The 21385-nt window shown below is 23.7% G+C and carries 16 protein-coding genes; 3 read left to right on the top strand and 13 right to left on the bottom strand.

Going from position 1 to position 21385, the window contains the following annotated elements:
• Positions 1-74: 74 nt before the first annotated feature.
• On the bottom strand, positions 75-1409 hold the full coding sequence (locus T397_RS0103455; protein ID WP_027124240.1) for a hypothetical protein: 1335 nt from the start codon (positions 1407-1409) through the stop codon (positions 75-77).
• A 16-nt stretch (positions 1410-1425) separates the two neighbouring features.
• Positions 1426-1866: an OsmC family protein gene (locus T397_RS0103460; RefSeq protein ID WP_027124241.1), complete on the bottom strand. Its 441-nt coding sequence runs from the start codon at positions 1864-1866 to the stop codon at positions 1426-1428.
• 78 nt (positions 1867-1944) lie between these two features.
• On the opposite strand from T397_RS0103460, the gene pip reads away from it, so the two are divergent.
• The gene (gene pip / locus T397_RS0103465) at positions 1945-2904 is read left to right on the top strand and encodes a prolyl aminopeptidase (protein ID WP_027124242.1); all 960 of its coding nucleotides are present in this window, start codon (positions 1945-1947) and stop codon (positions 2902-2904) included.
• On the opposite strand, the gene T397_RS0103470 is transcribed toward pip, so the two are convergent.
• The 5 genes from T397_RS0103470 to T397_RS04370 form a co-directional block, all read right to left on the bottom strand.
• Positions 2882-3223: a hypothetical protein gene (locus tag T397_RS0103470; RefSeq protein WP_027124243.1), complete on the bottom strand. Its 342-nt coding sequence runs from the start codon at positions 3221-3223 to the stop codon at positions 2882-2884. The genes pip and T397_RS0103470 overlap by 23 nt on opposite strands.
• 129 nt (positions 3224-3352) lie before the next feature.
• Positions 3353-6466 (bottom strand): hypothetical protein, encoded by a 3114-nt coding sequence (locus tag T397_RS0103475; RefSeq protein ID WP_027124244.1) that lies wholly within the window; start codon positions 6464-6466, stop codon positions 3353-3355.
• A gap of 126 nt (positions 6467-6592) precedes the next feature.
• Positions 6593-8869 (bottom strand): DUF2779 domain-containing protein, encoded by a 2277-nt coding sequence (locus T397_RS04270; RefSeq protein WP_027124245.1) that lies wholly within the window; start codon positions 8867-8869, stop codon positions 6593-6595.
• Positions 8869-9807, bottom strand: a complete 939-nt coding sequence (gene fmt, locus T397_RS0103485) for a methionyl-tRNA formyltransferase (protein WP_027124246.1) — start codon at positions 9805-9807, stop codon at positions 8869-8871. The genes T397_RS04270 and fmt overlap by 1 nt, the downstream gene beginning before the upstream one ends.
• 7 nt (positions 9808-9814) lie before the next feature.
• Positions 9815-10918: a DUF5385 family protein gene (locus T397_RS04370; RefSeq protein WP_155947937.1), complete on the bottom strand. Its 1104-nt coding sequence runs from the start codon at positions 10916-10918 to the stop codon at positions 9815-9817.
• Between the two features lie 148 nt (positions 10919-11066).
• On the opposite strand from T397_RS04370, the gene rpsT reads away from it, so the two are divergent.
• On the top strand, positions 11067-11309 hold the full coding sequence (gene rpsT, locus T397_RS0103495; RefSeq protein WP_027124247.1) for a 30S ribosomal protein S20: 243 nt from the start codon (positions 11067-11069) through the stop codon (positions 11307-11309).
• 52 nt (positions 11310-11361) lie between these two features.
• Here the strand turns inward: rpsT and T397_RS0103500 are convergent, their stop codons facing one another.
• The 4 genes from T397_RS0103500 to hisS form a co-directional block, all read right to left on the bottom strand.
• Positions 11362-13098, bottom strand: a complete 1737-nt coding sequence (locus tag T397_RS0103500; RefSeq protein ID WP_027124248.1) for an amidohydrolase — start codon at positions 13096-13098, stop codon at positions 11362-11364.
• Positions 13099-13110: 12 nt separating this feature from the next.
• Positions 13111-15279: an MFS transporter gene (locus T397_RS0103505; RefSeq protein ID WP_027124249.1), complete on the bottom strand. Its 2169-nt coding sequence runs from the start codon at positions 15277-15279 to the stop codon at positions 13111-13113.
• 96 nt (positions 15280-15375) lie between these two features.
• On the bottom strand, positions 15376-17127 hold the full coding sequence (aspS, locus tag T397_RS0103510; RefSeq protein WP_036448952.1) for an aspartate--tRNA ligase: 1752 nt from the start codon (positions 17125-17127) through the stop codon (positions 15376-15378).
• Entirely contained in the window at positions 17099-18388 is a 1290-nt protein-coding gene (gene hisS / locus T397_RS0103515) for a histidine--tRNA ligase (protein WP_027124251.1), read from the bottom strand. The genes aspS and hisS overlap by 29 nt, the downstream gene beginning before the upstream one ends.
• Positions 18389-18482: 94 nt before the next feature.
• Between hisS and T397_RS0103520 the strand changes: the two genes are divergently transcribed.
• Complete coding sequence (locus T397_RS0103520; protein WP_027124252.1) at positions 18483-19307, top strand: phosphotransferase; 825 nt, start codon at positions 18483-18485, stop codon at positions 19305-19307.
• Here the strand turns inward: T397_RS0103520 and mtnN are convergent.
• Both mtnN and T397_RS04110 read right to left on the bottom strand, forming a co-directional pair.
• The gene (mtnN, locus tag T397_RS0103525) at positions 19290-20033 is read right to left on the bottom strand and encodes a 5'-methylthioadenosine/S-adenosylhomocysteine nucleosidase (RefSeq protein ID WP_027124253.1); all 744 of its coding nucleotides are present in this window, start codon (positions 20031-20033) and stop codon (positions 19290-19292) included. The genes T397_RS0103520 and mtnN overlap by 18 nt on opposite strands.
• The gene (locus tag T397_RS04110; RefSeq protein WP_052663120.1) at positions 20011-21372 is read right to left on the bottom strand and encodes a DEAD/DEAH box helicase; all 1362 of its coding nucleotides are present in this window, start codon (positions 21370-21372) and stop codon (positions 20011-20013) included. Before T397_RS04110 ends, mtnN begins: the two co-directional genes overlap by 23 nt.
• Positions 21373-21385 lie beyond the last annotated feature (13 nt).

Here is a 21385-nt window from a genome sequence, read left to right on the forward strand (position 1 = left end):
GTAATCCAAATTTTCTATTACTTATAGTAATAAATTTTTTAGTATTCCAATAAAAATAGAATTTTTTTAATAATTTAGTTAATTTTTTTACATTTTAAGCACATTTGTTTCAAAAAAATAAATAGTTTTTTTCTAAGATATGTTGTTCCATAAATTATTAACGTAACAACAATAGATGTTGGCAACAAAGATCAACCTCATCAATTTTTATTTATAGCTTCTCCTAAAATTAATGTTTCATTGTTGTTAATATACACATCTTGATTCAAAATTATTTTTAAAAACAAAATACCATATATCATTCTTGTAGATATTCCAACTAGCATAAATTGATCTGGAATATATTTTTGATTCTTTTCATTAAAAACATTCATTTTATTAACAAATGATGAAGGCATTTTATATGATTTATATTGAGCACATATATTTAAAAATAAATATGAAAGAATTATTATTGGTATTGTACAAATTCCTGCTCCCAAATAAAATACATTAAAATTGTTTGGTAAGTTTATATTTTTACCTAAGTCTTTAAGAACAAAATCTAATGTTGTTTCTATAGAAAAAAAAGATATAACTAAAATAATAAATATCGTCAATGCTATTTTTCAAGGAATTATTTTTGTGTACTTTCTAATATAAAAACCAAAAATAAACAAAAAAGAAATTTGAATTCAATTTGTAAACATATTTACATTTTGAAATCATGGAAGATTATTTCGAAATTGAGGGATAGAATTAAACAAACTACTTCACGTTGATAAAAAACAAGAAATAAAACCTAAAGCAAAAACAAAAATAGTACAATTCGAATATTTAATTTTATTCATAAAATTAAAAATGAATGGTGCTAACAAAATGAAAAAAAAGAATGTAACTACAAATGTGGTGCCCAATATATAAAAATTTTGTGTTGAAATTAAACTATATAGAAAAATAAATCCATATCAATTATTAGAATTATTAGATCATCCATAATTTATTTCATATAACAAATTATTAGAATTTTGGCTTTTATATAACTCTAAATTTCCAGTATTTTGAATTATTGCAAAAGATATCAAACCTACTATTATTATTAAAAATGCATAAAAGTAATATGACAAATAATATTCTTTAAAATTTTTAATTCAATTTTTTCATGATATGTGGTATTTTGTATAAAAATCATAACCAATTATAAAACCTGAAGTAGTTAATCCAATGTTTACACTGGGATATCAAAATAAATTTAAAAAAATTTTGAATGATTCACTATAGTTAGGAACAAATTGCAATAAAACTATACTAATTATTGATGATAGTGATAAATAAATTCTTGCAAAATTTAAAGCTTTTTTATTAGGATTTTCATGAGTTGATGAGTAAGAATCATATCAACTATGATTTTTAAAAAGCTTTAAACTCATAAATTTTCCTTAAAAATTATTTAATAACATGAATAATATAATTCAATTTTGTTTTCTTCAATTGTTCTATTGTGGAATGTACAGGGCATCTTTTTTGCGTATATTTAATAAAATTTGAAATTTCTTCAGTTGTATTATTTGCTTGGATATAATAATGAATTGTTATGTTTCTTATTCCATAATAGCCATCTAATGGTTCATCTTCATGAGTACTTTCAATTACAATTTTTGCATTTAATAATTTTATATTTTGCTTTTCTGCATAAGATTTCATTATTAACAAATGACATGAAGCTAGACTATTTAATCAAGCTGCAATAGGAGACATTCCCTTTAACTCCACATCATTTTTACGAATTATTTTGTGATCAATTGGAAATGAAAAATTATTTTCTGTATTTAAAGTGCTGCCATCTTCACATAAGAATGTTTCACTTTTATAATTATGAATTGACATTTTTTCTGTACCTTACATTGCTATCTAAGTAAAATATATTATTTATAATAACATAAATTTAGTTATTTTGAAAAATATATGTTTAACAATAATATGAAAAAAGAAATAAAACCTAATAAAAAAGGTTATTTAAAAGTTGATGATATTCATAAAATTTATTGAGAACAATGAGGTAATCCAAATGGTATACCTGTTGTTTATTTACATGGCGGACCAGGCGGTTCTTTTAGTTATAGTTCAACTAGGTTTTTTAATTTAAAAAAATACTGTGTTACTTTATTTGATCAAAGAGGTTGTGGAAAATCGCAACCAAAATTTTCTTTAAAAAATAACACAACACAAAATTTAATAGAAGATATTAATAAATTAAGAATTTTTCTAAAAATTGAAAAATGATTAGTTTTTGGTGGAAGTTGAGGCTCAACTTTGGGCCTAGCTTATGCAATAAAATATTTTAATAATGTAACAGGATTAATATTGAGAGGAATTTTTTTAGGAAGGCCTAAAGATTGAGATTGATTAATTGAATCTAATGGAATTGCTCAAATGTTTCCTGAAAAATATAATATGTTTATCAAAAATATTCCGCTAGAAAAACAAAAAAATATTAAAGAATGATATTACAAGAAATTAAATTCAAAAAATAAAAATGAACAAATTATTTTTGGAACTCAATGAAGCAAGTGAGAAACTAGTTTATTATTTTTTAATAAAGAAATTAATTTTACTTCTAATCCTAAAGATGATTATCAAATTGCATTAATGGAATGTCATTATGCTATTAATAACACTTTTTTTGATGATGAAAATTACATTTTAAATAATGTTCATTTAATAAAAAATAAACCATGTTGATTAATTCATGGCGAATTCGATTACATTTGTCCGCCATCAAATGCATATGAATTAAATAAAAAAATGAAAAACTCTAAACTTATATACGTAAAAAATTCTGGTCATAGTTCTAGTGAACCAAAAATTTTTAAAACTTTAAAAAAAGTTACAAACGAATTTGTTAATTTAATAAAAGTTTTTTAGATTTTATTAAAAACATTAATGTGCTAAATCAAAAGAAAAAGAAGATTGATAAAAAACCTCAAATCATTTTAAAATTGTAAACTTTTTTATCTAGTTTTTGATTTGGCAAAGTAAAAATCATAACAACATCAATTATATGAATAATAACTGCCAAAGCAATTAATAAAAAACCAATAATTTCAATTGATTTAATTTGATATGAAAATCCAAATCCCAAAAAGAAAGCCGAAACAATTAAAGAAATAATTGCAACAATTCATGAATATAAAATTGTTTTTCGTCTTTCAGCAATAGTTATGTTATTTTTTAAAATTTTCATTTAAATGACTTTCACATATTTTCTTTATTATTAATTATAAATTAAACATTATTAAATACTTAAATAATGTTTATAAAAATAAAAAATAACACGTTTGTACGCGTGTTATTTTTTTTAAATATTAATAATCTATTTTATAGTCGGACCTTTTGGAGGATAAGATTTATCAAATTTATTTGAGGGCGGTGCTTTGTAGGTTGGTTTAATATTGGAATTTGGTGTTGTAGGTTTCTTAATATTATCTACAGGCTTACTAAATTTAATTGATGAAGGTTTCATTTTACTAGATTTATTTTCCAATAAACTTGATTGTTGTTTATCAAGTTTTGTACTTAATTTTTTAAATACACTTCCTACTGCAACTGTTAAAGTATCTATTTGTTTGTGTGAAGTTTTAAATTGTCTTTCAACAGCTTTACGATTTTTTCGCATAGGTATACCAATTGCTAAACCTAAAATTATAATTAGAGCAACAGCAACAGTAATACCAATTATTAAATACATTATTGTGTTATCAGTCAAATTAGATGGAAACACATTGTTATAACTAAATATTGATCCATTTCCTTGTGAAGTATTACCGATTGTCAAAGCAACTTCTCCTTGTGGCATTACAGCAACAGTTTGAAATGAAATAGAATTTGCATTCACATTAAAACTATAAATTCTTAGTAAATATGTTGTGTTTGGATCTTTATTATCTATACGTTGAATAATCAAATTAAAATACTTATTTTGAAAACCATCGAAATCATTTACATACATATCATTCATATCACTTACTGTTGATGAATTTAAAACAGGATCATTAACAATTGTATTAGGTTCAACATATCAAACAATTGCTTCTACTGAAATAACAAATACATTTTCATAATTTGCTTCTCATGCATTAGCAGTATTTTTGGCAATTACATTAGACAAATCAGTTTTTTTAATCGTAAACCCTATCAAATTCAAATTGTTATATCTTATAAGTTCATTAATTGATATGTCATTTTCTGAAGTTTTAGTAACAACAAATGATGTTTGAATTGAACTATACAATCCATCTACACGTGGACTATTAACAAATAAGTTTTTTAATTGATCACTGTTATATGTTGAACTAATTGTTGATATAGAAAGATTTTTTTCAGTTTGTGTAAATTCAGAATCATCTTTTAATGGTTGATAGCCTAATTCTTTAGGAGAAAATGAGCTTATAACTTTACCTAAATTGTTAAGAGTAGTAGATTGAATAGAATATATTTGACTATCTGGTAAATCAGAATTAATATTTATTAAAAATCCATTTAATTTACCTTGACCTCCGGGATTTAAAATATAACTTGGTTCTAATAATGGAATGGTTGGAATATAGTAAATATAATTTACATTTTCTATTAATTGACGAGATAAAATATCAGTTGCTCAAGAATCAGAAACTATGTTATTTCAATTGAAAACAAATGAATATATATTTTTATTTGTAATTACACTCAAGATTTTAGTTTCATTATCATATGCAAATTTAATCATCGAATTATTCAAATTATAATAAGAATCTGTTAAAACCATTTGACCTTTTAAATCAATCGCTAAACCCATTTGATTAGTATTCGTTGTAAACACAAAAACATTATTAGTTAAATCTAAAAGTTTTAAATAAGGACTTTTAGCTCACAAACGTGATATTGTGCTACCCAAAAAAGGAATAACGTTATTATCTGCATAAGATATATATATGTTTGCACTATTATATTGAGTTGGATTTATAGAAAAATAGTCAAAACTATGGATTGTGTATGCATCAAAAGAATTATTTGTTGTTCAAACTTGACGTGCCAATAATGAATAGTATTTTTGTTCTAATTTATTGTAGTAAGTTCCAACAGTTGTCATTCAAATTGAATTACCTACTGCATAATTTCTATTAACAGATCAAAAACCATAACCTACTCAATTTTTAGAAATATCTGGTTTGAATAAAAATCATCCAGGAACAACATTCAATGATCCGTGTCCGGGACGTGTCATACCACCAGACATTATTGAAATATTATCATTAGTAGGTGGTGCTGAATCAGGTTTATAATCTAACATAAAAGCTAAAGACATAGCTGCTGGAATCGTCAATTGATCTTCATCGGGTGCTAAAGCTATTTCACCATTAGGTTTAAGGATACTATATGAACTTCTAGTTACACCATCTTCTACTAAATAAGGAGTTGTTTTATAAGTTGAAATAGCGCCTTTAATCATTGGAACTAATATTTCATCATAAAAATATTCTATGTACCCAATTGATGAAACTTGTGCATTGTGAATGTTATTGTAATAAGCATATAAATTTCCTAGAGAAGTGTCAGAACCAAGATATGAAGAAATTAATGCAAATTCATCTAAATCACCTGAGGTGTTTGCATATTTATATTGGAAAAGTTGACCATAAAATAAATATTGTAAATAACCAAAACTATTAAAAGTTGCATTAGAACCATAATTTGTTTGTTGAAGAAGATTACTTGCAAACAAACCTGATTTTGTAAAAAATTTTAAACCACCATTATATGTTGGTTCGTCATCAAAATTAGGGTATGGAAAATCATACATAGGGTCAGTTTGATTCGGAGTAATTATTCCATTTACTACATGCAATTTAAATATTTTTATAGAAGGTGCATCTACTAAATTAGCAGTCACAACTTCTGAATAATCTGTTTTAGTTGGATCATAACCTACATATACTTTATTTAAAGCTTGTGCAATATTATTTATTCCAGCTAAGACAAAAAATGTATTAATATCAGGTCCAGGAATTATATTAGTTGTGTAATTAAGTTGATAATCAGGTCCTTCTGGAATTGTTCAGATACTAATTATGTTGTAGTTTTTATCTACTGATGCAATACCATAAATAGTACCTGATGTTCCGGGTTGAGAAATTAAGACCAAATTATTTCCAGTTAAATTATTATTTTCATCATAAAGTTCTAAAGATTCAAAACCATTTATTGGGTTAGTTCTTATTTGAACATTTTCAAAATTTGTATCATCATTTTCAACATTAGTTACATCATTATTTTTAAACTGTGAAATTGAATTATTTAAAGAATTGTTTGTTGAAATACTACCTATAGCAGCACCAATTCCACCAATTAACATAGCCGAAAAACTTACAGCTGTTATAAACAAAGCTGATTTATTTTTTGTTTTAATATGTGCTTTATTTGAATTAATTAATCCCTTTTTATTTTTCATATAATTAACACTTCAAGAGTGTCATCCTTTTTTATTAACAAATTTAATTGCTTTAAATTTATTTCTCAATTAACTTTGTACAAAAAGTATATTCTTAATTAAAAGGCGATTGTTAAATATGCTTAATTATTTTTTAAGAAGGTATTGATTTTTTAAAGTTAGTTCCATATTTTTTAATTCATTTGTCAACAATTCAATTAATGTGTTTAATTCTTTTTTAGTTTTTTTACTAAGTTTTTCCAGAAAAGATTTTAATAACAAAACTTTATTATCATCTGTGTTTGAAACAATCAAAAATATTTCTAAATTTTCAGGTAAATCTTTTTTGCTAAATTTGTCAATAAGATTTAAACCAAATTTTTCTACTGCAATCATTGCTCTTACATCATTTTCACAATATTGACATAAATCTTCAGATAATTTTTTTCATTCTTTATCACTAATTGCTTCAAAATATCTTAAACTAGTTAAAGCTTGTGCTCTATCTCCGCGTTGAACATTTAAGGATTTATAACTTTTTGTTTTAGTTTCATCTAAAATTTTTTGTGGAATTAATTCCAAAACATTTTTAATACTATAATATCCATATAAATCTTTTAATCATATATGTCAAACTTGATTATTAATATTAAATCAGTTTGCTAAATCATATAAATTTGCAACTATAGCATCAATTTTTTTATTATATTCTTCATCTTGTAAATAATCTTTTAATTCAAGTAATCTACTTTTTTCAAAAGATGCATTATAAACAATATAGTCATATTCAAAAGCATTGTCAACATATAAACTATCAACTACTTTTTTAAAAAAAGATAAATTTATGTCCCTTGGGTCAACTATTAAATTTTGACATTCAAATTTATTGGTATTATCATTTTTTATTATTGAACATTGCGTAATAATTTGTGCATATGGAAATGAGTTATCTATAGCTCTAATAGATGGATTTATAGTCTCAAAATCAAAGTATATTTTTTTTTGTTTTAAATGAGGAAAATCAATCAAATCATTCAATAAATATTGAAGATTTTCATAACTATTAAAAGGGTAATTTAATATTTGAAATCATAAAGCTTCTTTTTTAGTTCAATTAAAATAATTTTCTTTTGATAATGAATTAGTATCTACATAAGTATAATCAATTTCGAATATCGAATCTTTAGTTTTATTTCTTCATAAATCAAAATTAAAAAAATTTAAATTGTTTTCCTTAAATTCATTTAAAAAAAATTTGTAAAAATTAATTAGCAAAGGTAAGAATTTTAAATTTAAAAAAAAATTTAAAGAAATTTGAGAATTATTTTTGTACTTATTTACAAATTGAAATGCTTTTTCAAAACTAATAACTTTTCCCGAATATAAAAAAATTTCATTATCTAGTCCTCAAACTTGTCTAACTTGCTTTTGATATGAAAATTTATCTCAATATGAATCGAATTTAGAAGTAAATGGTACAGCTAAATTATTTGAAATATTTGTACTATTAATTTCATTAATGATTTCTCAAAAATTATCAACTATATTTTTATATTCTTTTAAAAAATCTACATATTTTAAAGAAATTTTATTTAATTTATCTACATTAAGTAACATTTCAAAATCTAAAAATTTTTTGCCTTTAATAAGATTATTAATTTCAATAAAATTTTTATTTGAAAAATTAGAATTTAATTTTTTATCATCACTTTTATCATATCTTTTAGAACTTTTAGTTAATGAAACAAGATTTGTAACACTAAAAGAAATGTGTCCTTTTGGTTTACGTTCTTTAGCAAACAAAAACAAAGATGCGTTTTTTAATGGAATATTATGTTTGGTAATTTCTATTTGAAAATAAAAATTTAATAAATCTGATCTTTTTGTTCCTGTTGAACTTTTAGCAAAAAAGATTTCGTAATCTTTTTTAAAACTAACAATTGCAATTGGTTTAGCTATTGCATTATTATATATGAAAACAGGATTTAAAAATAATGTTGGTTCTTTAACTTTATCAATAAAATCTTTAATTTTTTTATATTTATTTTCTAAAGTAAATTTTTCTGTAGGAAACATTTCATCAAAGTCAACAACATTAAAAATATTTAAAGACTGTTTAGAGAAATTAATTAAGAAGTTAATTAATTTTTCATAAATAATTTTTCCTTCAATTATTTTAGGATTTGAGTTGCTTGATAATTTAATATCATTCGAATTTAAATATATATCTAAAGGATCAAATTCAATATATTCATCTAAATCTTGTTCAACATCAAATGTGATTGATTTGCCTTTATTATTTTTATTATATGAATTAAAAATACCCTCAATTTCATCGTTATTTAAGTATCAAAATGATGAAGGCCTATTAAAGTAATTAACAAAATCATTTTTTGAAACAAAATTTAATTTTTTAAATGACATTAAAAAAAATTATCTCCAATATTAAAAGGAAATTTACCATTATAATTTACAATATTTGTTTGCTTTTTTCCTGGAATTAAAAATTCAAAAACATGAACACAACTATTTGGATCATTTGATTGAATACATATATATTTTTTTTCTATTAAATTAATTGTTCCTGGTTTTGAGTCAAATTTATGTTGTCCTTCAAAAGCATTAAAGAATTTAAAAATTTTATTGTTTTTATAATAACTATATGTTCCGGGTTTTGGAGAAAAAGCTTTTATATGTTGAATAATTAGTTTGCCAGAAGAATTTCAATTGATTTTTTCTTGCTCTTTAGTTAAAACAGGAGCATAACTTTTTTTTGAATCATTTTGATCAATTCAAGTAATTTGATTTGAAATTATTTTGTTCAAACAATCAACTAAAATTTTAGGAGCTTGTTTGATGACTTCATTCATTAAATCACCTGCAGTTCAATTTTTATCTATATCAAAAACATTTTGAAAGCAACATGGTCCTGCATCCATTTCTTTAATTAATTTAATAATAGATATTCCAGTTTTGTTGTCATTATTTCAAATAGCATGTTGAATTGGGGCACCACCACGATATTTTGGTAATAATGATGGATGAACATTTATAATTCCATGTACAAATAAATCACGTATCTGTTTAGGCAAGAATTGCCCATATGCTACGCAAACACCAATATCTGGTTTTAATTTGTTTAAAAATTGACACATGTCAATTATTTTTTCAGGTTGCAAACAAATAATATTATTTTTTAAAGCAATATTTTTTACTTCAGAAAACAAATTATTTTTTTTTGCTTTCGGATTATCAGGTTGACATACGATAGCTAAAACTTCAAAATTTTTGTTGTTTAGTATTTCTAATAAACAATTTGAACTTAATGTTGTTGATCCAAAAAAAATGATTTTTGTAATCATAAATGTTTTAGTTAATATCTATAGTTCCTGGCGGAAGAAATCTATTCGTTTTTTCTAAATTTTTTGAATCATTTCTGTTTAAATCGTTATCTCTTGAAAAATCACTTGTTCCTGGAGGTAAAGCTTTTGTATCATGTTTTATTCGTTTTGAATCTGAATTACTATGTTCTCTTGTGCCGGGAGGCAATGATTTTGTATCACGTCTGTTTCTTCATGATCTAGTATCACTAGAATGTTCTCTTGTTCCTGGAGGTAATGATTTTGTGTCACGTCTATTTCTTCATGATCTAGTATCATTAGAATATTCTTGTGTTCCGGGAGGCAATGATTTTGTATCACGTCTGTTTCTTCATGATCTAGTATCACTAGAATGTTCTCTTGTTCCTGGAGGTAATGATTTTGTTGATCTATCCACACCATTTAAATTTGTAGTTCTTGAGTCACCACTAGAATTTTCATCAAATGAATTTTCATAATTGTAATCAACATAACGAGATTTTTTTGCATTTCTTTTTGCTTCTTTAGCAGCTTTTTGTTTTTTAATTTTTGCAATTCTAATATCTTCTCTTCTTTTTAATGGTTCAATTCATTTGAATTCTGTGTTGAAATCTTTTAATCCATTTATAACAATAACGCGTCTAGTTGGTGATTTTTTATCACCTGTCATTTTTTGAATAACTTCTGCTTCAAAAATTCTTGGTTTATCCATTTCTTGTGTTTTGGGATTTTTTGTTACAAAATAAATACAATAAAGTTCACGATTAGCTTCTTTGGTTCTAGATGCTTTATAACGTTTTATTGCTTTTTTATCTAAATTATTTTTTCTTATATATGCTTCAGTTTCAGCATTAAAAGCTTTACGAATTCTTTTTTCTTGTAATGGATTTGGACGTTTAGCAACAAAAGAATAAACAACCTCTTTTCCATTTTCATTGTTTTCAGCAAGAAATTTTTTGATTGTTTGTCAAACCTCATCCTTTTTAGCTTTTTTTGGTGTTCCATCAAATCCATTTGCAGCATTTTTCTTTTTACGTTTTGAAAAAAAGTAGATTACTGCTACAATTGGAATGATAAGAATTAATATTGAAAATAACGAACTTTGATTACCCATAAATTTTGTATATTCACTTCTCTTAAATTAGATAAAAAAATAAGTATTAGATAATTTTTATAATTAAATTAAAATATTTTTTTGTTATTATTATACACATAAATAATATTTATTTATTGGAGAATGTTTTAAACATAATATAGAAATAATGGCAAATATTAAATCAAATACTAAGACTTTAAAGAAGTCAACTAAAAAAAGAACTGTTCACAAAGGTGAAAAAACAACTCTTAAAAATCAAGTAAAACAAGCTAAAACTACAGCTGACAAAAAAACTGTATCAAAAGTTCAATCAACTGCTGATAAATTAGCTAAAAAAGGTACAATTTCTAAATCTAAAGCTAATCGTACTAAATCTAAAACTGCTAAAGTTGCAAACAAAAAGAAATAATTATTTTTTTGAGTTATCATATTGCACTATCTTGCACAAGATAGTGCAATTTTTATTTAACTAAATGAATTTCGCCACCCAATATTGTTCCAATTATTTTTATATTTTTTATTTTGTTTTTATTAGTTTTATTTATTTCATTTTCTAGTATTGTAAAATCCGCAAATTTATTTAAATCTATTGATCCTATATTTTTTTCTTGGTTTATTAGTTTTGCAGCATTTATAGTAACTGCTTTAATTGCATCATTAACATCAATAATTTGTTCAAATCCATAAACGTTATTATTATATGATTTGCGATTAACAGCTACTCATATTGCAAATAGTGGATCCGCAGGGGTTACAGGATCATCAGAATGAAATGCAAAAGTAACATCATTAATTAATGCTGATTTAGTTGGGTTCATTTCATGAATTAATACTGGACCTATAGTATATTTTGCATGTGCATCACCTCAATAATAGATATGATTAACAAAAAAATTGGAATAAATATTATTACTATGCATTCTAGCTAATTGATGATTTGTGACTAATTGATTATGTTCTATTGAATGATGAAATTTATTTGAATTATTAGGATGTAGTTTTTCAATTAAATCAATAACTTTTTCTATAGCTCCACTGCCATTTGCATGAATGTGAGAAGGAATATTAAAAAATTCAGCATCTTTAATAAATTTCATTAAATGTTCATCTGATAAATGCAAAGTGCCATTTTTATTTTCATTAGTTACATATTTTTGACCGGAAATTAAATTTGCAGTAAAACCTTGAATTGATCCATCTAAAATAATTTTTTGCCCCCCAATTCAAACATAATCATTGTTATTTTCAATCATCATTTTTTCAATGTTTGATCAACCACCATAATTTTGAATACTACCAAATCAAATATCTAAATGTACTCTTGTTAAAAGTAAATTGTTTTTTTGATTTTCTAGATAAGCTTCATATGAAAAAATTGGATCTAAGGATGGAAAACCTAGTCCTTTATCTGCGATTGTGGTAATACCTCTTTGCTGTGAAATTTTAGAAACTAATTTTGTAGCTTCAACAAACATATTTAAATTTGAATCAAAACTCATTGCACCAGATTTTATTGCAAATGACATCGCTTCAGGTTCTGAAACTATTCCTGTTAATTCTTTGTTTGAATCCTTTTGTAAATTAATACTATTGAATAAAGGATTATTTTTATCTAAATTTAAATAACCAGATATTTCTAAAGCTTTTGTGTTTAAACTCATTACATGACCAGATTGATGCAAAACACAAATTGGATTTTCAGTACTAATTTGATCTAATATTTTTCGATCTAATGTTTGATTATCATGCAATAGTGGATCGAAACCTCAAAAATTAATTCATTGATTAGGTTTAAGACTAAATTTATTAGCTTCAATATATCCTTTCATAACCTCAACTATTTCATTTATAGTTGTTAACCCTTTTAAAATTTTTTTATCTAAAACGTTTCGATCATAAAATCCTATATACAAGAAATTTAATAAATACAAACCAAGCATTTGCGGGTGCATATGAGGTTCAATAAAACCAGGATAAATGTAATTTTCTTTAAAAGATTTATCAATTTTAAATTTTAAATTTTGTGCAGTTAATTTCTTTTTTAATTCTGTTAAATTTCCATAACCTATAATTTTTTGTTTTTGAATAACTACCGCTTCAACACAATCATTTTGAGCATTCATTGTTATTATTTTTTTGGCAATTATTATTTTAATTTCTTCATTTTTTTTAATTTTTTTTAATAGTAATGTAATCATATTAATTCTTTCTTATTTGTGATTATTTTTATGTTCTAATTTAAAATTTCTATCTAATTCAATTTGACTAATTAATAAGTTATTTAAATATGCAGATCTATTTTTGTAAAAAGTTTTAAATTTTTGAAAATCAATTTCTTCTTTATTTTTAGATAATTTAAATTCTTCTTGTAAATAATTAATTTTATTCATGTAAAAGTTCATTTTTTCAGTTTTTTCATTTCATTTCTTATCATGTAATTTTTTGTATTCAAGAATTTTTTTATTTATTGAATAATTCAAATAATATTTTTGAATATTGCTTAATTTACTAGTATTTAATTTCGAAACTTTATCTAATAATTTTTTTAGTTTTTGTTCACTTAAATATTCATAATAATTGCTAATTTTAGGATCTATCTTAACAGATGATCAATAATTTAATTTTTTACTATATTTAGATATTTTTTCTTTTTCTTTATTAAGCAAATGTATTAATTTTTCATTCTTTAAATTATTTTCAGTTTTGATAAGTTCGTTGTAAGTTGAATTTAATTTATTTTTTTCACTTTTAATTAATACTCGTTTTCAATAAAAACTTTCTCAAGGATTTTTATAAAAAATACCAATGATTTTTTTAGTAAATCACAATTGAAAACCATATTTTTTATTTAATCTTTTTTGAAAAATAGTATTTTCATAATTTGCCAAACCATCAATTCCCATTTTATGCATAACACTTAATGATTTCAAAATCATCACAAAAGCTACTAACAAAGTTACGACACATATAATCCAAACTACTGATCATAATCCTGATATTTGATGACCTAAAAAATTATGAACATTCAATCAAGAATCATTATTTGGACCTAAACCAGTTTTGCCAACTATTGAACCGTTAATCAACAAAAATGAACCAAAACCTAAAAAATATGGAAAACTAACAATGCCTAAATGTTTTGTTTGTTCTTTTGAACCAAATAAATAACCACACATATATTGTGAAGAAGAAGTGAAAACATAAATGCCTAATCCCGCACATAATCCTCATACATAAGGTAAAATATTTGGCGCAAGAGGTGCAAATAACATTGATAAAGCTGCAATTAATTGCAACAACATTCCTAATGAAAAAGATTTTTGAATGCCAATTTTATCATTTAAGTAACCACCGAAAAAATTGCCAAATAAACAACCTACACCATATAAAATTGTCATTGTAGTTAAAACGTTTAAAGAATTGATCCTATTAAGTCCATTATTTAATTCTAGTAAACCATTTGTAACAGTTTGTTGCGCCTGAGTAATAATAGTTCCTATGCTTGCAGTTAAAAAGAAAAAACCTATTACAAAAAATTTATATCATATAGATTTTGCAGCTCTTATAGGAGTCACTGAATCTATAGATACTTTATTTGTGTTCGCCGCATCATTATTAACAATAACAACATCTTTATATTCATAAATAGGAATTGGATTTTTTACTATAACAAAGCACACTATAGATCCTGCAATTAATGAAATAAAACCAAATAACAAAAAAATAGCATAAGGAGTATTCAAAAATTGGTTACTCAATAATTCTTTAACAACCGGTGTTATTCAAATATTGCCAACAGCTCCTCCCATAAAAATTATTCCTAATGTAATTCCTTTTTTTGATTGTGGAAATCACTTGGAAACTAAATAATTTATACCTAGAGTCGAGAATATGATTGTCCCTATTTGTGTTGCCATGGATAATACAAGTAAAATTATTAATGTTATTGATATTGTACTTGTACTATTATCTAGTCCATTATTAGTTATCACTGATCCTAAACCAAAAAGCATAAAACCAATACTTGAAATACTTACTCCAAGAATCATAATTCATTTTGAATATTTACTTTTATTAATTCAATTTGCCAAAAAAGGTGAAACTAATGCTGCAACAATCATCCCTACAGAAATTATTAAATTTGCTAAAAAAGCACTATTATCAATTCACTTAATAAATAATATGGATGATAAAGTTGGCAAAAGATTTTGAACTATTGCGTATGGCAGCATTTGTAATAAAAAACCACCAATAATAATCAACGAAAGTCACAACTTTCGTTTTTTTATAGATTGTTTAGACAAAACTATTTGTTCACTTGATGATATTCTTGAAGGATCAAAAAATATTTTTTGTCCTATTTTTTCTTCGTAATTCATAACTTTTACTTAATTTAAGAAATTTAAAAAATTTAATTATTTAACTCAATATAAATTAATTGTAATCCTTAAATTAAATTTTAGTTAAAATTAATACTATTTTTTTATTGAAATAAAAACATCATCTAATAAATTAGTATCAGTTATTTCGCTAGGTGTTTCCATCATTAAGTCAATACCTTGGGCGTTTTTAGGAAAAGCGATTACATCTCTAATACTATCGCTTTTTGTTATTATCATCATAATCCTATCTAAACCTAATCCCATTCCACCATGATATGGAGCTCCATATTGATATGCATTTAATAGAAAACCAAATTTTTTTTCTATTTCTTCATCTGAAAGATTCAAAGATTTCATTATTTTTTGTTGATCAACTGGATTATGAATTCTAATTGCGCCACTACCTAACTCAAATCCATTAAGAACCAAATCATAAGAAGATGCCATCAAATTGGCTTTATTTTTTTCATTCAAATTATCTATTTTATCTTTTGGAGCAGTAAATAAATTGTGTGCAGATTCATAAGAATTTGTTTTATCATTTCATTCATACAATGGTCAATCAACTATTCATAAAAATGCATACTCATCTGGATTAGCTAATTTATATAAATCATTTAAAGTATTTCTGATTGCTCCAAGCGATTTTTGAACTACACTTAATTTTGAATGACCTACAAAAAATAATGTTCCTTTATGATTAAGTTTTGTAATGTTTTTAATAAAATCAAAATTAAAAAATTTGGATATTGAACCACTTAAAATATTTTCGTTCTCATAAGTTAATCATGCCAATCCGTTCGCAAAATTATCTTTTGCTATTTTTTCTAAATTTTTAATCTCTTTTGAATCAACCATTATATTTGGTAAATGAATTAAATTTATAAAACCGTTTTGTTCTACTATTGATTTAAAAACATTAAAATTAGAATTTTTAAAATGTGATGTTACATCTTGTAATCTTAAATCAAATCTAATATCAGGTTTATCAGAACCATAATTTTTCATTGCATCCAAATACGTCATTTTTAAAAAAGGTGTACTTAATTTAATATTTAATGTTTTTTCAAAAGCATAAACAAACATTTTTTCAATTAAATCCTGAATCATATTTTCATTAACAAACGACATTTCTAAATCAATTTGTGTATGTTCGGGTTGTCGATCTTTTCTACCATCCTCATCACGAAAACATCTTGCAATTTGAAAATATTTTTCAAACCCTGAAATCATTAATAATTGTTTATATATTTGCGGTGATTGAGGTAAAGCATAAAATTTATTTTTACCCAATCTAGTTGGAACAATATAATCTCTTGCACCTTCCGGTGTTTGTTTTGTAAAATTGGGCGTTTCTATTTCTATAAATTCTTGACTATCTAAAAAATTTCGTATATTTTGCAAAAATTTAAATCTTAATTTTAATTTTTCTTGCATTATAGGTCTTCTCAAATCTAAATATCTATATTGCAAGCGAATATCTTCTAATGCATCTGTTTTATCTTCAATTATTAAAGGAGTAACTTTTGATTCAGAAATGATTTCAAAATTTTTAATTTTAATTTCGTATTCGCCTAGATAAACATCTTTATTAGGATTACTACGTTTTTGAAATATTCCTTCAAAAATAACAACTGATTCTCTAGTTAATTTAATCAATTTATCGAATGTTTCTGAATTACTTTCATCAACAATTTGAATTGTTCCAGTACAATCTCATAAGTTAATAAAACACAAATTACCAAGTTTTCTAATTTTTTTAACTCATCCCGCAACACAAACTATTTGATTTATTAAATTTAAATCAACAAGATTTTTAATTTGAATTCGATTTTGAATTTTCATTATTTAATTTGTCCGTTCATCATTTAAGAAGATTATCTTGTTTTAATAATTCTTGTTTTTTATTAAACAAATCTTTAATTTGAATTTCCTTATTTTGATTTTCTTTTAAACCTATAATTCCTAAAAATCTATAATTTATTCTTTCTGCTAATTTAATTGCTTTTTTTATATCTTTTATTTTCGAAAAATAAATTAAGGGGCAGCCATTATTTTTTAAAATTTGACTATATTTTAATATTTCATTTTCAGGAACATTATCTAATCCAATAAGAACTATTTTGTTGCTTAAATTCATGCTAATTTGTTCTAATATTTGATCATTTAACATATTAGCACACCGATTAACACCGACTGCTAATCCTATAGCTTTCAAATCAATTCCTGTTAATTCTTCAACCAATTTATCGTACTGACCACCGCCAATAATGGTAATATCATTTTTTATATCGACAAATTCAAAAACTATATCTGTATAATAATCCAATCCTCTAACAAGATTGTCTGTAACTTTATAATTAATATTTAATAAATCTAACAATTTTAATGTTTCTTCAAATGATGCCTTTTCTTGACTTGATAAAAAATTATTAATTTTTGGCGCATTAATAACACAAGGTAATTTGCTATCAATTTTGTCATCTAAAATACGCAAAGGATTTGTGTCAATTCTTTCTTTTGATAATTCTGTTAATTCATGAACATAATCTTTAAAATAATTTTGCAAAGCTTTAATTCATTTAGTTCTAGTAGCAAAAGAGCCAATAAAATTTATTTTCAACTCTGTCTGATTTGCTAAATTTAATTTTTTAATAATTTCATTGCCATAACTAATTACATCAACAACATCATATTTAGAATTAGTGCCCACAATTTCAACATCAAATTGTTGGAATTCACGTTGTCTTTTATCTTGAGGTCTTTCATATCTAAACATAGAACCATACATAAAAATTTTTAATGGTAATGGTTCTGTTTTTAATAATTTATTTTCACCTAAACATCTTATTAATGAAGCTGTGCCTTCTGGGCGCAAAGCAATAGAACGATTTCCTCGATCTTTAAACTCATATAATTCTTTTTTAACAATATCTGAATTTTCATTGTTTCGTTTAAATAATTCTGAATGTTCAAAAGTGGGTATAATAATTTCTTCAAAACCATAGTTTTTTGCCAAATTTTTACAAGTGTCAATGACAAAATTGTATTGATTCAATTCTTTTTTAAATAAATCTTTTGTTCCTCTAGGTCTATTAATTTGCATATTTATAAAAATCTTTTGTATTTTGTGTTATATTTCTTAAATATAATAAAATATTTTATATTTATAATTTAAAAAAATAGTTCTTAAATAAATTATGATAGATTTTAAATTACAAACTAGTGCAATAAGTTTATTTGAATCACATATACCCAATGATCAAAATAAAATAAAAAATATTAAATTACTACAAAATTCATCAACTAATATTTCTTTTTTGATAACTAATAATAAAAATCAAAAATTTCAAGTTAGATTAGGCAACACCAAAATTGATAGACATAATGAATCTTTGATATTAAATTGTTTAAAAGATTATGCTGGTTTTATATATTACAATCCCAAAAATGGAAATGCAATTAAAACATGATTTGAAGGTAATAATCCATCAATTAAAATATGTAGAACTCCATTGTTTATCCAAGCTTTTTCTAAAGAATTAAAAGCAATTCATAAAATTCCTATAGACAAACAAATATTTAATAGAGATTATTTTGTATTTGAAAAAATAAGTGATTTTAATGGTTTAAAAAATCAATTAAAAAAATATCATGAAATAATCCTTAAGTACAAGAAAATGCCTCAAGTTATATCTCACAATGATTTAAGACCTGCCAATTTGGTTTGAAGCAACAAAAAAGTTAAATTTATTGATTTTGAATGAGCAACTTTAAATAATGAATATTGGGATCTATGTAATTTCTTAAGAGAAATTGAATATCCAATAAATAAATTGAAATCTTTATTAAAAAAATATTTTTCAAATTTAGATTATGAAGTTGTTAAAGAATTTTTATTTGCTTGTACTTTTTTTGCATATCAATGAACATTTTTTGCAGAACAAACTAAAGAAATTATCACATATAGAAAAAACGCAAAAAGATTAATGACTGAATACTTTCAATTAATTCAAAAAAAGTAATTTAATAAATTTACGAAATTCTTTGGAATATTTTTTTATTATTTTTTTATATTCAGCATCATTATTAGGTGATAAAACATAATCAGATCCAAATTTAACTGAAATAATTGGAATTTTATATAAAAAAGCAGTGTGCATTATACTAGCTAATTCCATATCTATAACTTTTATTCCAGATTTCACTAAATTCAAAAATTTAATATTTTTTTTAGTAATAAACTTATCACCTGATGCAATATTTGCTTCATAAAATTTTATTTTGTTTTTCAATAAAACGTTTTTAATGTTTTCTAATAAAAACATGTTTGTTTGAAAAGAAGATGGAGTATTTGGTAATTGATTGTTTTCGTAATTAAATATTGTTAAATCAACATCATAATATTTAGAATAATTAATCAATATGGGTGATAATAATTTAATAGATTTATCAATAACCCCCACAACTCCAATATTAATTAAAATATCTATCTTATATTTAACAATTAAATGAGTGCTAGCTATTGAAGCGTTTGTTTTTCCAACACTAGAAATAAAAATATATATTTTGTTAGTTTTATGATTTAATAAATTAATTTCTTTTGATAATTCAAAATAAAATAATTTTCTTTTCACTTCATTTAAAATTATTTTTGATCTACTAAATTTAGATAAGAAATCAATAAGAGATTTTGCTTCTTCTTCAAGTGCAAAAATAAATCCAAAATTATAAATTTGTTTCTCAATCATTGTCTTTTTTATTTAGCTTTTCTTCAGCAGTTCTTAATTTGCTTTTATTGCGAGAACTAACTGTTGCTCTTTCACTCATAGCTTTACTTGAATAAACATTTTTAGAATAAAAATTATTTTTTTTATTTTTTGAATTGTGTTTATTTCTAGCTTGTATTGCATAAGAAGGATGAGAATTCAAAATTTCTTTTGTAATATTTTTTGGTAAATTTACATCTTTAAAATTAAATTTCAAAATTTCAATTTGATCTTGCAATTCTTTTAAAATTGAATTTGTGTTTTCTATTTCCAAAAATGATGAAAATGTAACACATTCACCTTTTTGATTAGCTCTTCCAGTTCTTCCCATTCGATGAATATATGTATCAACATTTGTAGGAACATCAAAATTTATAACCAACCCAACATTATCTACATGAATTCCGCGAGCAGCTAAATCTGTCCCTATCAAAACATTACAAATGCCATTTTTAAAATCATTAATAATTTTAGATCTAACATATTGTGGTTTATCACCATGAATAGATTTTGCTCTAATTCCAGATTCATTTAAAAAATAGGAAATAAAATTAGCGCGAGTTTTTTTATTACAAAAAACCATTATAGATTTATTTAAATTTTTGGTTATAAGAAATAAAAGTAATTGTAATTTTTCTTGATTATTAACATAATACAATTTTTGATAAATTATATTAGGAATTTTTACCTTTAAGTCAGCATCAATAAAACTAGGATCTTTTACTAATTGATAAACTAATTCTTGAATTTTTTTTGGAATTGTTGCTGAAAAAAAAGAAATTTGTGAATCTGTTGGCATTTTTTTATAGATAAAACTTATATCTTTGTAAAATCCCATATCCAACATCATATCAACTTCATCAAGAATGAAATGTTGAATATTCGAACAATCAAATTTATCCTGTTCTATCAAATCTTTTAATCGTCCTGGTGTTGCAACTACAACATCAACACCTTCATTTAATTTATTAATTTGATATTTTTCTTTTACTCCACCTATTACTAAACAACTTTTTAAATTAGTTTTTTTAGATAATCATTGAAATGTTTTGTCTATTTGATCAGATAATTCTCTTGTGGGACTTAAAATAATAACTCGTGGTTTATTTTCGTGATTATTTTTAATATGTTCTAAAGTAGGCAAAATAAAAGCAACTGTTTTGCCTGAGCCTGTTGGAGCTTTAACAACAACATTCTTTTTTTTTAAAATTTCAGGTATTGCTTCAATTTGAACAATAGATGGAAAAATAATTTTATTTTTTTGTAATTCCGAAATAAAAGTATCACTAATTCCTAATTCTTTAAATGTGATATTTTTCATAAATAACCTAATA

Origin of the sequence: Mycoplasmoides pirum ATCC 25960 (assembly GCF_000685905.1) — a bacterium.
GTDB classification, from domain to species: Bacteria; Bacillota_I; Bacilli_A; order Mycoplasmatales; family Mycoplasmoidaceae; genus Mycoplasmoides; species Mycoplasmoides pirum.